The organism is Treponema pectinovorum (genome assembly GCF_900497595.1).
Taxonomy (GTDB): Bacteria; Spirochaetota; Spirochaetia; order Treponematales; family Treponemataceae; genus Treponema_D; species Treponema_D pectinovorum.
The window spans coordinates 230,436-244,817 of sequence record NZ_UFQO01000004.1 but is presented as its reverse complement, the minus strand read 5'-3'; the positions used below and the strand labels follow the sequence as shown (position 1 = coordinate 244,817).

The window sequence follows — 14,382 nt, the reverse complement described above, 5'->3', positions numbered from 1 at the left end:
ATTTGAGAATGTTTTTGAACAACCCATGCTCACACCCAGAATGTAAGCGGCTCGCAATTTCTTCTATTGATGAAAATGGCAACTTGATTGAAGATTCGCATTTTTGTTATAAGCACATTCAAAATCCAGAAGCCACAAAAAATGCTCTGTTCAAATATCTTTACAACAATAAAAAAGTTGTGGGCATAAACTGTTCAGGAATCACTTTTCCTGCGTTCGATATTTCTGGTTACAGTTTTTACGGTTGTGATTTTTCGCACTGTTTTTTTTCAGGATTAAATTGTACAAACTTGCGTTTTAGAATGTGCAAATTTGACTTTACGGTTTTTACCGACTGCAATTTGCTTGGAAGCAATATTCAGTTTTCTTCGTTTGCTGGTGCAAAATTGAGCCACGTGCTTTTTACAGGTTCAGACTTAATTCAAAATAATTTTTGTGGGCTTTCTTCGTACCAATCGTCTTTTGACGATTCTGATTTATACAATAGCCGCTTTATCCGCTCAAATTTAACGGATACTTCTATAAGGAATTGCAACATAAAACAGACCTGCTTTGTAGAGTCCGTTCGGAATAATGTTTCTTTTAAACTTTCAAACACAAACGAAGCGATTTTTTATATTCAGGGAAGTGCTCTTTTGACAGGCCTTGACTCATTAGACGACACAAAAAAAGAGGGGCAAAAATGAAAATCTACTTGCACATGAACGCAGAAAGTTTTTCAAACTGCTACATAGTCGTAAACGAAAAAACAAAACAAGCGATAATAATTGACCCTGCAAAAATTACAAACCAAATGATAAAGCAGATTGAAGACAACTCTTACAAGCCTGTTGCAGTCCTCATAACACACAATCATCCTGGACACACAAAAGGTCTTTCAACTCTTTTAAAAATCTACGAATGCGAAGTATACGCTGTAGAACAAAAAATTTCTGGGATTATGACAACTCCAATCCACGGCGACGGATGCATAACAGTTGCAGATCTCCATATAGAATATATGTCTGTTCCTGGGCACACTCCAGATTCTTTGGTATTTAAAATTGGGAATACTTTATTCACAGGCGATGTAATTGGCGCGGGCACAATCGGCGAAACAAATTCCAATTATTCTAAGATGATTTTAAAAAAAGGAATAAACCAAAAAATACTGAGTTTAAACGAAGATATTTCTATAATGCCAGGGCACGGACCTTTAACCTGCGTTGCGGCAGAGCGTTCTTTTAATATCGATATATAAAATTCTCCCGCAGCTAGTACGAGCGATTTTTGCAAAAGCGAAATGCAAAACTACTGCAATATAAATTGAATATCTTATCGGCTTATCAGCCAAACCCTACCCGCTGCAAGATTCCATCTGTTACCGACATATTCTTCAAACATTTGCGCACAGCCTACAAAGCCAGCCGCTTTAGTTTGAATTATGTAATCCGACTCTTCTTTTATAAATTTTTGAGCATGAGCGCGACTAGCCATGTCCACATAATATTTTTCGCAGTAACTTACAGGTCGCTGCAACATATAAGCCATAAATTCGTTTTTCATGAGATATTCGTCGTTTGTGTCATAGTTTAAACTAGGCGTAACTTGAAAATATTTAAGCAAAAAATTTAGCGCCATAGGTTCGCTTGCCATAAGTGAATAATAAATGCTTGCTGTAGTGTTTCTAAAATCTTCATCAACAAAGAAAATTCCATGCCAGCTTTCGTGCGCCAAAAAAACAGGTCGAAGATATGGCTGATTTTCCTGGCTTAAGGATATAACCGCTCCCCTTCCTTCTTGAATATTTCCTTTATCATCAACCCCTATAACACCGTTTTCAAGCAAAATCTCTTTTAAAAGCCTTTCTTTTTCGTTTAACGAAAAATTTTGTTTTTGTGCGAGGTCAAAAAAACGAGCAAGGTCATAAGCCTTATAATCGTGAGCATTATAGCCGTGCATATAGGACAGTTCTTTATCTGTTAAAAGTCTGCCTTTATAACCTTTTTTTTCTGTAAAAAACGCAAGGCGAAGAAAAAAATCATCCTGAACAGAATAATTTGCAGTATCAAAACACAAAACTCCGTCAAACCTGTCCCATTCAAAAAGTTCATAATCTTTTGTGCGCCAATTCTTTTTATCCCATTTGATTATAAGCCCGGGGTCTATTTTTATTGGGACTATCGGAGAATTTTTTACGACAGAAGATTTTTTTAAGCGATTTGCATCACTTTCTTTTAGCAAAACAGAAGATAAATTTTTTGAATTTTTCGAAAGTTCAACGATAGAATAAGGATATTTTAGAGAAGCAAGCGGAATTGAAAAGTTCCCCCCTTCATTTTTTTTGATTGAAAGTTTTTCTCCGCCGATTATAAGTTCCGAAAAAGTATTTGACTGTTCAAGATTTTTGTAAAACGAAACTTCAATGGAAGGCATGAGATTTTCATTTGAATTTTGTGTTACAAAACACTGCGAAAGCGAGCGCAAATCAACATTTTTTACATCTTTTTGTAATTTTCCGCCGCTTGGACCAAAAGCAAAAAGAGGAATATCACCCGAAAAATCAAAACCAGAGCAAGCTGCTTGAATCTGGCAGTTTACAATAGAAATTTTTTCTTTTGAATCTATGAAAAATCCTAAGGGCAACTCTCTTTCGTTAGAGATTGAAAAAAGAACATCAAAGGTTTCGCCTTCAAAATCGTTAAAATTTATTGAAACAATCGGTCTGTCTTTTTTTAATTCCGACTTCAAGTTTGAAGAAGATAAGGCCGTTTTGTATAAAAAACCAAAGGATGCAGAATCGGTCTTTTCGTTCAAAAAATCTGCATCGAATTCCTGCTCTATTGAATTTTCATTTGCTTGTGACTTTTTTGTTTTTTTTACAAAAAATCTTAGCAAAAGCCCTGCATTTTTTCGTTCTTTTGCATATTGAGTTAAATATTGATTTTGCAAAGGCGAAAAATAATATGCTTTTAAACTTGCTTTGTTTATCTTTTTAAGTTTAGAATTTTTATAAGACGTTTCGTGTCCGATTGATTGCTCAGAATAAGGTGCAAAACTCAAATCAAAATTTGATTTTGAAGAACAAGAAAAAAAAATCGATACAGAAAAACCAAGAAAAAAAAGTAAAAAGATTTTTTTGCAAGGTTTAATCACTTCATCACCCCTTCTCCGCGTTCCATCGCTGTTATTCCTGTTTTTACGAGTTCAAGAATTCCGTAAGGTTCAAGGAGTTTTATGAGACTTTCAATTTTTTCTTCGCTTCCTGTGGATTCTATAATTACAGAATCAAAAGAAACATCTACGATATGTGCTCGGTAAATTTCGCAGGTTTCGATTATTACCGCTCTTTGAGTTCCTGCCGCCTTTACTTTTATTAAAGCCATTTCTCTCTGGCAGGTTGACTCTTTTTTGCAGTGGTTTATAGAGATGATTTCTATCAATTTTGAGAGTTGTTTTTCAATCTGCTCTAAAATATACTCGTCGCCAGAAACGACAATCGTCATCCGCGATTGTCCAGGATTGTGAGTTTCGCATACAGTAAGAGAATCGATATTAAAGCCACGACGGCTAAAAAGACCAGAAACCCGACTTAAAACACCAGATTTATTTTCAACAAGAACAGAAAGCACATATTTTTCCATAAAAACCACCTTTTATTTTACTCTGCGTATACACCCAAAAGCCTTATGTCTTCTGCAAGTGTCTTTAATTCAACTAAAAAATCGTCAATGTATTTTACAGGATTTTTCGCTTCTGGTGGAATAACAACATCGGTATAAAACCAATATTTCCAGGGTTTTCCTGCAATGGGACGGGATTCGAGCCTGTTCATGCTCAAATTTGCCTTTTTAAATACGCCTAAAGCATCATAAAGTGCACCAGCTTCGTTTTTTGTAGAAAACATTATGCTCGCTCTATTTGGCCTTTTTTCTTCAATAATATTCTTTGAATTCTGAGTGTGATTTGCTGCGATAATCACAAAGCGAGTGTAATTATTTGGATTATTTTCTATTCCCTGCTGAATAATTTCCATGTTGTAGAGTTTTGCATTTCTTGCATTGCAGATTGCAGCACAAGTTATGTCATTTTTTTCGCTCACAAGCTGGGCACCTGTCGCTGTAGAAACAGTATCAACCCCAATATATCCGTGTTTTTTTATGAAAGCAGAACATTGGGAAAGTCCTTGTGGATGGCTGTAAACATGTTTTATTGTTTGCAAAGTTGCACCCTTAGGAGCGAGAAGGCTGTGTTCAATTCTTATTGTAACCGCTCCAACTATTGAAACATCTTCGTAACGGGTAAGGTTGTCGTAATTGTTGTATATTGAACCTGCTGTGGAATTTTCAATGGGAATCATTCCATATTGAACTTTGCCATCTACAACTTCCTGGAAAATTTCGTCAAATGATGAAGTTTCTACAGGTTTTGCCGAATCTTCAAAATAAGTTAAAATCGCCTGTTCCGCATACGCACCCTTGCTTCCAGAGTAAGCACACAGAGGAAGAGAGAATTTATCGACAAACGCTTCTGATTTATGGGATTCAAAACTTTCTTTTGAGCGGATATGTGCGACTTCTTTGCCAATAACTGGTGCCAGCGCTTCTATATCACGCATTATTTTGTCAAACTGCTCTGGATACAAAGCCTGTGCTGCATCGGACAGTGCTTTTTCTGGATTGCAGTGAACTTCGACTATGATTCCATCTGCCCCTGCTGCAATAGAAGCTAAAGCCATTGGAGGAATTTTATCTCGCACACCCAAAGCATGACTTGGGTCAACAATTATAGGAAGATGCGTAAGGCTCCTTAAAACAGGCACTGCACTCAAATCTAAAGTATTGCGTGTTGCAGTTTCATAGGTGCGTATTCCCCTTTCGCACAGGATTACATTTTCTGTTCCGCTGGAAAGAAGATATTCTGCGGACATGAGCCATTCTTGTATTGTTGCACAAAGTCCGCGCTTTAAGATTACAGGTTTGCCGAGTTTTCCGAGCCTTTTTAAAAGCTCAAAATTCTGCATGTTGCGTGCGCCAACCTGATAAACGTCAACACCGTTTGCTTCCATAACAGGAATGTACTCACTTGCAACAATTTCTGTAACAACTGGAAGTCCGTATTTGTCGCCTGCTTCTTTTAGATATTTTAAGCCTTCCTCCCCCAATCCCTGAAACGCATAGGGCGAAGTCCTTGGTTTGTATGCACCACCGCGAAGCATTGTAGCGCCAGAAGAAGCAACCGCACTGGCAGCGTCCATCATCTGCTGGTGGCTTTCTACTGCACAAGGGCCTCCAATCGATATGAGACGGCTTCCTCCAACCCTTATTATTTGACCGCGATTATTAGAAATTTCTACAATAGTGTTTTCAGGTTTAAATTCGCGGCAAGCCATCTTATAGGGTTTTGAAATTGGAACAACTTTTGCAACACCAGCCAAAACTTCGACTTCTCTAATATCCATCGAAAGTTTTCCAACCGCAGCAAAAATTGTTGATTCTTCACCTTTAACTTCGTTTATCTTAAAATTTTTTGATTTTAAAAGTGATTTTATGGTCTTTTTTTCTGCTTCTGTAGCATCATTTTTTAATACGATTACCATATATTTGCCTTATTTTGATGGGTTAAAAGAAACAACCCTAAGTACATCGCCAAATACACCGGCGGCAGTAACACCAGCTCCCGCTCCATAACCTCTTACTGTTAAAGGAATTGGTGAATAGCGAGCAGTTTCAAATACGAAAGCATTTTCGCCACCTTTTACACCATACAAAGGGTCTTGCACGCCAACTTCAAGCATGCCTACATAAACCTGTCCATCTTTTATTGATGCTCCCATTCGCAAAACTTTATTCGATTTTTTTAGATTTTCAATTTTCTTTTCAAAGTAAGAATCAACCTGTTCAAGCCTATCCATAAATTCTTCTACGCTACCTTCAATTGAAAAATCTTCTGGAAAAATCGAATTCATCTTTATATCAGAAAGCTCAATGGACATTCCAGCTTCTCTTGCAATTATCAAAGCCTTACGTGCAACATCTGTACCTTTTAAATCGTCACGAGGATCCGGCTCCGTAAATTTAAGCTCTTTGGCTTCCTTTACCGCCTGACTAAAAGTCTTGCCTTCATCGAGTTGACCAAATATATACGAAAGAGAACCAGACATAATTCCGTTAAACCCAACAAGCGAATCTCCAGATTTAAAAAGATTTTGTAAAGTGTCGATTATTGGAAGTCCAGCGCCTACGTTAGTTTCGTATAAAAACCGCACATGATTTTTATTCGCATTTTCTCGAATCTTTTTATAAAAATCCATGCTCATAGAATTTGCGCGTTTGTTTGGAGTTGCAATGTTCATGCCTGCATTCAAAATGTCAAGATAACGCTCTGGAAGCTCATAACTTGCAGTACAATCTACAAAGATTGGATTTAGAGGTTTAAAATCTTTTACGAATTTTAATATTTCATCCAAATTAGATTTTTTATCTGATTTTTGTAGCGATTCTCTCCAGCAAGAAAGGTCAAGTCCATTGCCATCTAAAATCATAGAAGTTAAAGTGCAGATACAGCAAACCTTTACTTCCACATTCTGCTCGCGCAATTTTTTTTGCTGTTCATAAATTTGGTCGAGCAAAGCCGCTCCTATAGTTCCAGCACCAAAAGCAAACACTTCTACAACTTGAGTTGTATTGAAGAAAAAACTATGAGTAGTTTTTACGGCAAGGTCACCAAATTCGCCTTGTATTACGGTAGAAATTGAACGCTCGCTAGAACCTTGTGCAATGGCGAGAATATTTATACCACGGCTTGAAAGAGCGTTAAAGAATTTGCCTGCAACTCCTCGATTTTCCCGCATTCCGTCTCCAACTATGGAAACGATTGCGCAGTCATGAATAACAGATATTGGATTTATAAGTCCGTCTCGAATTTCAATGTCAAATTCGCTGTCCAAAGCGTCTTTTACAGCAACAGCTTGCTCTTGTCTTATGCAGAACGAAATCGTGTATTCTGAAGAAGATTGAGTTATCAAAAGCATGCTTATGCCTGCTCTGGAAACAGCAGCAAAAATCCTGCTTGCAACTCCAGTTTTACCTTTCATTCCACTGCCACTTACAGAGACAAGAGCGGTTTTTTTTAGGCATGAAATTCCACACACAGGTCCAACATTTTGATTGCATTCAAAAGGACCTTTAGCAATTCTAGTTCCGCGTGCTTTAGGATTTTGAGAGTTTAAACTCCATGCTTCAATTCCTTTTGCAGCCAAAGGAGAAAGAGTTTTTGGATGAAGAACTTTTGAGCCAAAAAACGAAAGTTCCATCGCTTCTTCATAAGTCATATCATCGACCAAAATTGCATCGCTTACAACGCGAGGATCTGCGGTGTAGATTCCGTCGACATCTGTCCAAAACTCAACCCTCTTAGAAGAAAGACAAGAGCCTATTATCGCCGCAGAAAAATCAGAACCATTGCGCCCTAAAAGACCAGGTTTTATTTCGTCTTCAGAATGTGCCGCCCAACCGCAGACAAATCCTGGAAATAACAAAATCTGCGCTTGATTTTGCTCCGCTCCATCGCGATACCTTCCGAGAGCGTCGGTCGTGCGTGAATAGTCTGGGTCGCCTTCTTTTTGATCGCCAGTCGTAAAAATAAATTTTCTGCTATCAAGTTTTAAAACGTTTTGATTTTTTGCCTTCAATACAGCCTTTACAATAGGAACGCAGCATAACTCGCCCATTCCCATTATGCGACAGTGAATAGAAGTTGGACATTCGCCAAAAGACGCAACTCCAGAAAGAAGTTTTTCAAGTTCTACAAAATTAGGTTCAAGTTTTGCCATAACTTTTGTAGCATCAAAGCCTTCGACACAAGATTGCAATTCTTCGCAAATTTCTTCGTGAGTTTTTTTTATGCCACAAACAAAAGTTGCAGGTTGATTTTGAGCAATACAACCATCAATTGCCGCCTGCAAAGCGTTAGAAACACCAGCAACCGCAGAAACCACAACTGCAATTCTTTCATTTTTAGCGCGCTCTATCATTATGTCAACAGAATCCAAGATTCTTTTAGCACAGCCCATAGATGTGCCACCAAATTTCAATGTAAGCATAAAAACCTCATTTGCCGTTTATAAACCAGTTCAGTATAGTGAAATGCCCACCCTCTTACAATAAATTTGAATATTTTTGGAAAATCGCTATACTTTGCAAATCATACTAAACCGCCGGCCTGCATTACCGGTAAGGGAGAATTTTTATGTTATTTCAAAACGAAATGATTTTGATTGCGTCAGTATTTGTATACTTTGGCGCTGTGTTGCTGTTTTTCAGACTATTTGCAAAAACAGGTCTTTACATGTGGACAGTAATCTGTACCATCGCTGCAAACATCGAAGTATTAATACTCGTAAACGCATTCGGAATGGAACAAACCTTAGGCAACGTACTTTTTGCTTCAAGTTTTTTGGTAACCGATATAATTTCAGAAGTTTACGGCAAAAAAAAGGCAAACAAATGCGTATGGCTAGGCATTGCGACAAATATCACATTCATTGCAATAAGCCAAAGTTGGTTTTTATTCATACCATCAGAAAACGACTTTATGTCCGCTTCGATTAAAGCAGTATTTTCAAACACACCGCGCATAATGATAGCAAGCCTTGTAGCCTATGCAATCAGCGAACTTTACGACGTTTGGGCATACCACTTTTTATGGAATCTCACTACAAAAAAAACTGGTGACTCAAAGCGATTTTTGTGGCTGCGCAACAACGGTTCAACTCTCGTAAGCCAATTGATTAACATCGTAATCTTTAACCTTTTGGCATTTATGTTCACTTACGATGCAAAAACCGTAATTTCTATAATACTCTCTGGCTATGCAATATACATAGCAACAAGCCTTTTAGACACACCGTTTTTGTACCTTGCAAGAAAGATGTCAAAAAAAATAGTTTAACTTTTTTTTATGAGAAGGGCAGATTTTTGCTAAAGCAAAAACCGAGCTTTGCGGGGCTACGGCTAAACGCCTTCGACCAAACGCACCTCGTTTGTTTTCGCTTCGCTCACCCCTCCAATCTCTTCTGCACAGGATGTGCAGTTACAAGAGACATTGACAGTTTTGCCAAAAACTGTCCTTTTACGAAAAACACGGAAGTTTTTCGTAAATGACAATCTCTTCTGCATAGCTCTCGACATTTGATTTTTTTTCGCTACAATCAAAACGATGAAACGCAAAATAAAATTATTTGTACTTGCAATCTTAATTGCTTTAAACACAAATCTCTTTGCACAAACTTTAGAAATAGATTTTAGGTTCAACACTCAAAAAAGCGACAAAAAAAATCACCTAATTTGGATTGTCGACGGAAAAAAGACGAGCGACACTTTTGATGCAATTACAAGCGCGTCAAAAAAATATTCAACTGGCGAGCTTAGAAAAGTCCTTTTCGACAAAAACTCAAATCTTGCACCAAAAGGGCTTTATTCACTTTTGTTGTTTGCAATTTCTCCATTGCAAAGTGCACAAAAAGACGAATTAGAAGTTCAGCAAACGGGCAAAAAAATAACTTTGAGTTTTACACATCGCGGCAACGCTTATAAAATTCAATCGGATAACGAGGGCTTTCTTTCGCTGGAAGAATCTTTTTTGATTTTTAAATCCTTTGCACAAAATAATAAAGGCGTTTTCACCGTAAAAAGCGAATATGCAGACTCCAAAAATTCGGAGCGCTTAGATTGGGAAAAACTCACCTTAGAAAACGACACGCCAGATCCAAAATCAAATAAAAAATATACAGGAAAATTAAAAGTAAGTTTAAAAAACGAAATCTTACGGATAAAAGGAAAGCTAAAACTTGAAGAAATAAAAGAAGAAGCGAAAACAGAAGCGGAAGCCGTCACAAACAATCAAAATCAAAATTCAGAAGAAAACGAAGAAGACAAAAAAAAGACTCTGCCATCAATTCAAGAAGAAAAAAGCCAAGATATAAATCCATCTAAAAAAGAAAGCGAATCTAAAGCTTAAAAATTGATAAACGCCTTTTAAAATGATAAGATTTTGAAAAGATTAAAAAATATCAAAAACAAATATAAAATTTATTGGAGTTATTTTTGTATGAAACCAACTTTACTCGTACTCGCAGCAGGAATGGGAAGCCGATACGGCGGAGTAAAACAGATTGATACTGTAGGAAAAAACGGAGAATGCTTGTTAGACTATTCGGCATACGACGCAATGCAAAGCGGATTTAAAAAAGTAGTCTATATAATCAGAAAAGATATTGAAAAGGATTTTAGAGAAAAACTGTTTGACAGAGTTGCGCGAAATTTCAATGCAGAATACGTTTTTCAATCGCAGGACTCGCTTTTAACTTCGGAAGAATACGCACTTGCACAAAAATCAGGAAGAACAAAACCATGGGGGACTTTGCACGCAGTTTTGTGTGCTCAAAAAGAATTGGATAGCCCTTTTGCAGTTATAAACGCAGACGATTATTATGGAAGACAAGCTTTTGAAACTTTGGGCAAATATCTTTCTTCAATAGAAAACTCATCAACAGAACACGCAATGGTAGGCTACATTCTAGGCAAAACGATGAGTCGCAATGGTTCTGTAAGCCGTGGAATTTGCACCGTAGAAAACGGAGAATTAAAGACCATAACAGAAAACACAAAGATCTACTACACAGGCAAAGATTTTAGCGGGAACGAAATAATTTCAGAGCTAGACGACAAAAAATATTCACTTACTGGCGAAGAAACCGTAAGCATGAACTTGTTTGGTTTTACACCACAGGCATTCAAGGAGTTTGAACGCTATTGGCAGGATTTTAAGGCAACAGGATTAACTCAACCAAAGGCAGAAGCACTTTTACCAGTTGCCGCAAGTTCTTTGATAAAAGAAGGCAAAGGAAAGATAAAAGTGTTTAAGTCAGAAGAAAGCTGGTTTGGAATGACTTACGCGCAAGACAAGCAAGTTGTAAAAGACGCAATCGCAAAAAAAATTGCAACAGGCTACTATCCAGAAAAACTTTGGGAAAAATAAAAGTAAAAAATGCTTTTCTAAGTTGACTGTGATTGAATATCACGGCTTAGAAAAGCAGATATCGTTTTAATAAAAAATGGGTGTTAATCTAAAGATGATAACACGCAAAATATTTGGAATTGACACTCCTTATCTGTCTACCAATTTTTTTGACTGCATTGCACGAAAACATAATATCAGTTTTGAAAACTGTGTTATGAGTTCTTTTCTATTTTTTCCAGCAAATCAAATTTATCATTATAAAGATATCCAAAGTCTATATTTCTAAAATACCTTCCGAATTTCGCAAAAATGCCTTTTAATTCAATTTCCAGCTCTGAATAAAGAGTTGAATCAACTTTTTCGTATTCTACATTTTTATAAAATAAATAATAGAAATGAATTTTCTTTTTACAAGATTCTTGATAACAAAGGGTTCCCATCAAATGACAGAGAAACTGTTTAAAATCAAAATGATGTGTATTTAAAACGCACGAAAAGTCAGCAGAAGTTAAAAACTTCCCATTTTTTCTGATAAATTTATCATTATTATCAATAGAAGATGCAAACAACATTTTGAAAAATTTAGAATCTTTATACTTTTGTTTTAGTTTTATTTCTTTATTATTATCAAATATTTCGTGACATTTTACTTCAAAAAATGCAGATCTTCTACAGTCTCAAGCATTAAATCAATTTGCGGATAATGATTTGAAGGCATGTCATTTATCTGTAATTCCTTTTCAAAAGTTATATTCACATTCTGAATTTTTCCATATATGTTCATTCTTTTTGCAGGGTAAATAATGCCATTTATATTTTCTGAAAATGATGCAACTGCAAACCTACTTGAAGAAGCAACCGAATAAAATTTCCCCGTTGAAACTTCATTAACTTTGCCATTTTCATAGGCTTTTCTTAATTCTTTTTTTTCAAAATTTTGTATAAGTACACGCTTGCTCCTTGACGCCTATGAGGTTGTCAACATAAAAGTTTTCCTTAAGCACAAGTTACCCAGCAACTTATCTCTTTTGAAAAGAGTGTTATGTACACCTTTTTCTTTTTTATGTAAATTTTTCTAATTGTTGCACATCCCTTATTTCTGAAATGCGAATTATACTACTTATTAAAATTGGCATAAAGATAGCAGACAAGAAGATAAAAAATAGTATATATAATTTTAAACTTATATACGTTTGTATTTCACCATAAAATAATAAATAAAACATTAAAACAAGTGAAGAAATAAAGTATCCAGTATAAGCAAAAACGCATTGCAATTTGTTTATTTTACTCTTAAATTTCTTGCCATCAAATGTATATTTACCATTAGAATTTTTTATCACCTTTAATATCGAATAAGCTTCTTCTGAATTTAAAATAAAATCAACTTGATTTTTAGGTAAAGAAACCCCTAAGAACGATTGGAAATAATAATATCCTATTATTTTATCCTCAAGATATTCTTTTCTAATTTGTTTAAAAATTTCAGTTTTTCTCATAGAACGAGATAAAAAAAATTTTTTGTAAAAAGACCTACAATTGCTGTTAGTATTGGAGTTACAACTTTTATTATTTCAATCATTAATTTCCTCTTTTTTTAATTTTTCCATTTCTTTCTCCAATAAGCCTACTCCAGATAAGGTCGGATTATTCGCATCTTTTAAAGCTTTAAGATTTACTTGATATTGTTCAGGATAATCAAGAAATTCTTTAACCATTATTCTGATTCCTGCAGGACATAAATATGCAGTAGAATGTTGTCCATTAATACCTAATGAAGGAATTGTTGCATCAAACAAGAGGTCTGGTACCTCAACTCCAAACAGTTTTTCTACAACTTCCTTTGAAAGTTGAATAAAGTACCGGACTATTACAACTTTATACCTATTATCTTCATATATCTTTTTGATTTATATAATCTTTTTCTATCACAGCAGGATTTTTATAATGAGGAAGTCCATCAAACTCAATGATTAATTTCAAATTTTCACTTCGATAGTCTGGTCTTATTTTATACTTTTGTCCGTTATATTCTCCAAATGCTTTATCATGCAGCCAATCTTTGGTTTCTGGAAATATAATTTTCAAATATTCATCTAATCCTGTCCTAATTAAGCCCGTATCTTTATCTATTCCTACTTTTTTAGCCAACTCTGTTGTTTCTCGCAAAAATCCCCAGATTTTATTCATTTTTCTATCCTGTTGCCCAGTGGGCAATCCACATAACACCCGCTTAACCTGCATTTGTGGCTTTGCCGATGCGCATAGCAGCGGCAAAGCTGGCTCAAAACTTGCGGTGCCGTAAAGGCACATTAAGCAAGTTTTACGCCAAAACAAATGTCAGAGTTGAAGTGGGTGTTAGATGCCTTTTATTTATTTTACTACGATGAATTATCTATAACACAGAAAAATTCTATCTTAACCCCAAAATTTGTCTTCTGCCGATTGTTGTTCGGCAAAAGTCCATACTTCTTGTATCTTTCCATTTTCTATTTTGAATAAATCAATACCCGGATCATTTAGCTTATCAGTTCCTCTCTGTGCCACGGAGATAACACTTGCAGCAACAAAACACTCGTTGCTCGCAGCCCAATTGGTAATAACTTTAAATGTGCCGCCGCTCCTTTTTGCGAATTCTCCTAGACGCTCACCCAATGCTTGTTTCCCTATAATCGTACTTGAAAGCGAACTTTCCCCTCCAATGTGCCATACAACAGTGTCGGACATAGTTGCAAAAGCTCCCGCAAAATCACCCTTTTCCAGTGCATCTCGATAAGCAGCAAAGACCTTCATTACTTCATGTTTCATAACATTTCTCCAGTAAATATTGAGAAGTGTTTCTCACTTCTTTAAGTATCATTATAGTCTTTAGTCTTGAATTTATAAGTACGAATATTTATAATATATAGTATCAAATATAATACTTAAGAAGGATTTTTATAATGTCGATTTATGATAAGTGTCCCTTCGCTACTACTCAAAGAGTATTGCAAGGAAAATGGGCGATTATAATTTTGTATCATCTGAGTACGGGTACAAAAAGGTTTAATGAACTCGAAAAATTAATGCCCACAACAACTAGAACTGTTTTAACAAGACAGCTCCGTCAGCTTGAAAAAGATAAACTAATCGACCGCAAAGTCTTTGCCGAAGTCCCGCCTCATGTTGAATACTCTTTGAGTAAATTGGGAACTCAGTTTCAAAAAGTATTAGACGAGATTGAGATTTTCGGGTTAAATTATATCGCCGAATTAAATAAAATGTAAAAAGGAAAAAACGAGTAGAATTTTTCTCCGTATATTATTTTTTATATTGAAACTTATTTATGGAATCATTTTCAATCAATAGAATGCTTGAAATATCAAATTCCCATAGATAGGT

General features: G+C 35.8%; 16 protein-coding genes. 6 read left to right on the top strand and 10 right to left on the bottom strand.

The window, feature by feature from the left end; all coding sequences use genetic code 11:
• Nucleotides 1–8 precede the first annotated feature (8 nt).
• On the top strand, nt 9–686 hold the full coding sequence (locus FXX65_RS07840) for a pentapeptide repeat-containing protein (protein ID WP_147615805.1): 678 nt from the start codon (nt 9–11) through the stop codon (nt 684–686).
• Entirely contained in the window at nt 683–1,240 is a 558-nt protein-coding gene (locus FXX65_RS07835) for an MBL fold metallo-hydrolase (protein WP_147615804.1), read from the top strand. Before FXX65_RS07840 ends, FXX65_RS07835 begins: the two co-directional genes overlap by 4 nt.
• 74 nt (nt 1,241–1,314) lie before the next feature.
• Here FXX65_RS07835 and FXX65_RS07830 read toward each other — a convergent pair whose 3' ends face one another.
• Genes FXX65_RS07830 through thrA form a run of 4 tightly spaced genes read right to left on the bottom strand, consistent with a single transcriptional unit; the run spans nt 1,315 to nt 8,083 of the window.
• Nucleotides 1,315–3,135, bottom strand: a complete 1,821-nt coding sequence (locus FXX65_RS07830; RefSeq protein WP_147615803.1) for a hypothetical protein — start codon at nt 3,133–3,135, stop codon at nt 1,315–1,317.
• Entirely contained in the window at nt 3,132–3,623 is a 492-nt protein-coding gene (ilvN, locus tag FXX65_RS07825) for an acetolactate synthase small subunit (protein ID WP_147613991.1), read from the bottom strand. Before ilvN ends, FXX65_RS07830 begins: the two co-directional genes overlap by 4 nt.
• Nucleotides 3,624–3,640: 17 nt before the next feature.
• On the bottom strand, nt 3,641–5,578 hold the full coding sequence (gene aroF / locus FXX65_RS07820) for a 3-deoxy-7-phosphoheptulonate synthase (RefSeq protein WP_147615802.1): 1,938 nt from the start codon (nt 5,576–5,578) through the stop codon (nt 3,641–3,643).
• A gap of 9 nt (nt 5,579–5,587) precedes the next feature.
• Nucleotides 5,588–8,083, bottom strand: a complete 2,496-nt coding sequence (gene thrA / locus FXX65_RS07815; protein WP_147615801.1) for a bifunctional aspartate kinase/homoserine dehydrogenase I — start codon at nt 8,081–8,083, stop codon at nt 5,588–5,590.
• A 146-nt stretch (nt 8,084–8,229) separates the two neighbouring features.
• Here thrA and FXX65_RS07810 point away from each other — a divergent pair, with 146 nt between their 5' ends.
• The 3 genes from FXX65_RS07810 (at nt 8,230) to FXX65_RS07800 (ending at nt 11,019) form a co-directional block, all read left to right on the top strand.
• Nucleotides 8,230–8,931 carry a queuosine precursor transporter gene (locus tag FXX65_RS07810; RefSeq protein WP_147615800.1) on the top strand — a complete coding sequence of 234 codons (702 nt, stop codon included), beginning with the start codon at nt 8,230–8,232 and terminating at the stop codon, nt 8,929–8,931.
• A gap of 267 nt (nt 8,932–9,198) precedes the next feature.
• Nucleotides 9,199–9,999, top strand: a complete 801-nt coding sequence (locus tag FXX65_RS07805) for a hypothetical protein (RefSeq protein ID WP_147615799.1) — start codon at nt 9,199–9,201, stop codon at nt 9,997–9,999.
• A 90-nt stretch (nt 10,000–10,089) separates the two neighbouring features.
• Complete coding sequence (locus FXX65_RS07800; protein ID WP_147615798.1) at nt 10,090–11,019, top strand: sugar phosphate nucleotidyltransferase; 930 nt, start codon at nt 10,090–10,092, stop codon at nt 11,017–11,019.
• Nucleotides 11,020–11,213: 194 nt separating this feature from the next.
• Here FXX65_RS07800 and FXX65_RS07795 read toward each other — a convergent pair whose 3' ends face one another.
• The 6 genes from FXX65_RS07795 to FXX65_RS07780 all read right to left on the bottom strand — a co-directional run bounded on the left by FXX65_RS07795 (nt 11,214) and on the right by FXX65_RS07780 (nt 13,809).
• Complete coding sequence (locus FXX65_RS07795) at nt 11,214–11,573, bottom strand: hypothetical protein (protein WP_147615797.1); 360 nt, start codon at nt 11,571–11,573, stop codon at nt 11,214–11,216.
• A 74-nt stretch (nt 11,574–11,647) separates the two neighbouring features.
• Nucleotides 11,648–11,785, bottom strand: a complete 138-nt coding sequence (locus FXX65_RS09640; RefSeq protein WP_187116247.1) for a hypothetical protein — start codon at nt 11,783–11,785, stop codon at nt 11,648–11,650.
• Nucleotides 11,786–12,062: 277 nt separating this feature from the next.
• Entirely contained in the window at nt 12,063–12,500 is a 438-nt protein-coding gene (locus FXX65_RS07790) for a hypothetical protein (protein ID WP_147615796.1), read from the bottom strand.
• A gap of 75 nt (nt 12,501–12,575) precedes the next feature.
• Nucleotides 12,576–12,800 carry a hypothetical protein gene (locus FXX65_RS09730; protein WP_222704227.1) on the bottom strand — a complete coding sequence of 75 codons (225 nt, stop codon included), beginning with the start codon at nt 12,798–12,800 and terminating at the stop codon, nt 12,576–12,578.
• 94 nt (nt 12,801–12,894) lie between these two features.
• Entirely contained in the window at nt 12,895–13,191 is a 297-nt protein-coding gene (locus tag FXX65_RS09725; protein WP_222704226.1) for a hypothetical protein, read from the bottom strand.
• Between the two features lie 228 nt (nt 13,192–13,419).
• On the bottom strand, nt 13,420–13,809 hold the full coding sequence (locus FXX65_RS07780) for a nuclear transport factor 2 family protein (protein WP_147615795.1): 390 nt from the start codon (nt 13,807–13,809) through the stop codon (nt 13,420–13,422).
• 134 nt (nt 13,810–13,943) lie between these two features.
• Between FXX65_RS07780 and FXX65_RS07775 the strand changes: the two genes are divergently transcribed.
• Nucleotides 13,944–14,267: a winged helix-turn-helix transcriptional regulator gene (locus FXX65_RS07775; protein ID WP_246104359.1), complete on the top strand. Its 324-nt coding sequence runs from the start codon at nt 13,944–13,946 to the stop codon at nt 14,265–14,267.
• Nucleotides 14,268–14,382 lie beyond the last annotated feature (115 nt).

What these genes read in the sequence shown, in the direction of transcription:
- FXX65_RS07840 (WP_147615805.1), top strand. Translation starts at nt 9, where the DNA reads ATGTTTTTGAACAACCCATGCTCACACCCAGAATGTAAGCGGCTCGCA.
- FXX65_RS07835 (WP_147615804.1), top strand. Translation starts at nt 683, where the DNA reads ATGAAAATCTACTTGCACATGAACGCAGAAAGTTTTTCAAACTGCTAC.
- ilvN (WP_147613991.1), bottom strand. Translation starts at nt 3,623, where the DNA reads ATGGAAAAATATGTGCTTTCTGTTCTTGTTGAAAATAAATCTGGTGTT.
- aroF (WP_147615802.1), bottom strand. Translation starts at nt 5,578, where the DNA reads ATGGTAATCGTATTAAAAAATGATGCTACAGAAGCAGAAAAAAAGACC.
- thrA (WP_147615801.1), bottom strand. Translation starts at nt 8,083, where the DNA reads ATGCTTACATTGAAATTTGGTGGCACATCTATGGGCTGTGCTAAAAGA.
- FXX65_RS07810 (WP_147615800.1), top strand. Translation starts at nt 8,230, where the DNA reads ATGTTATTTCAAAACGAAATGATTTTGATTGCGTCAGTATTTGTATAC.
- FXX65_RS07805 (WP_147615799.1), top strand. Translation starts at nt 9,199, where the DNA reads ATGAAACGCAAAATAAAATTATTTGTACTTGCAATCTTAATTGCTTTA.
- FXX65_RS07800 (WP_147615798.1), top strand. Translation starts at nt 10,090, where the DNA reads ATGAAACCAACTTTACTCGTACTCGCAGCAGGAATGGGAAGCCGATAC.
- FXX65_RS07795 (WP_147615797.1), bottom strand. Translation starts at nt 11,573, where the DNA reads ATGTTGTTTGCATCTTCTATTGATAATAATGATAAATTTATCAGAAAA.
- FXX65_RS09640 (WP_187116247.1), bottom strand. Translation starts at nt 11,785, where the DNA reads ATGAACATATATGGAAAAATTCAGAATGTGAATATAACTTTTGAAAAG.
- FXX65_RS07790 (WP_147615796.1), bottom strand. Translation starts at nt 12,500, where the DNA reads ATGAGAAAAACTGAAATTTTTAAACAAATTAGAAAAGAATATCTTGAG.
- FXX65_RS09725 (WP_222704226.1), bottom strand. Translation starts at nt 13,191, where the DNA reads ATGAATAAAATCTGGGGATTTTTGCGAGAAACAACAGAGTTGGCTAAA.
- FXX65_RS07780 (WP_147615795.1), bottom strand. Translation starts at nt 13,809, where the DNA reads ATGAAACATGAAGTAATGAAGGTCTTTGCTGCTTATCGAGATGCACTG.
- FXX65_RS07775 (WP_246104359.1), top strand. Translation starts at nt 13,944, where the DNA reads ATGTCGATTTATGATAAGTGTCCCTTCGCTACTACTCAAAGAGTATTG.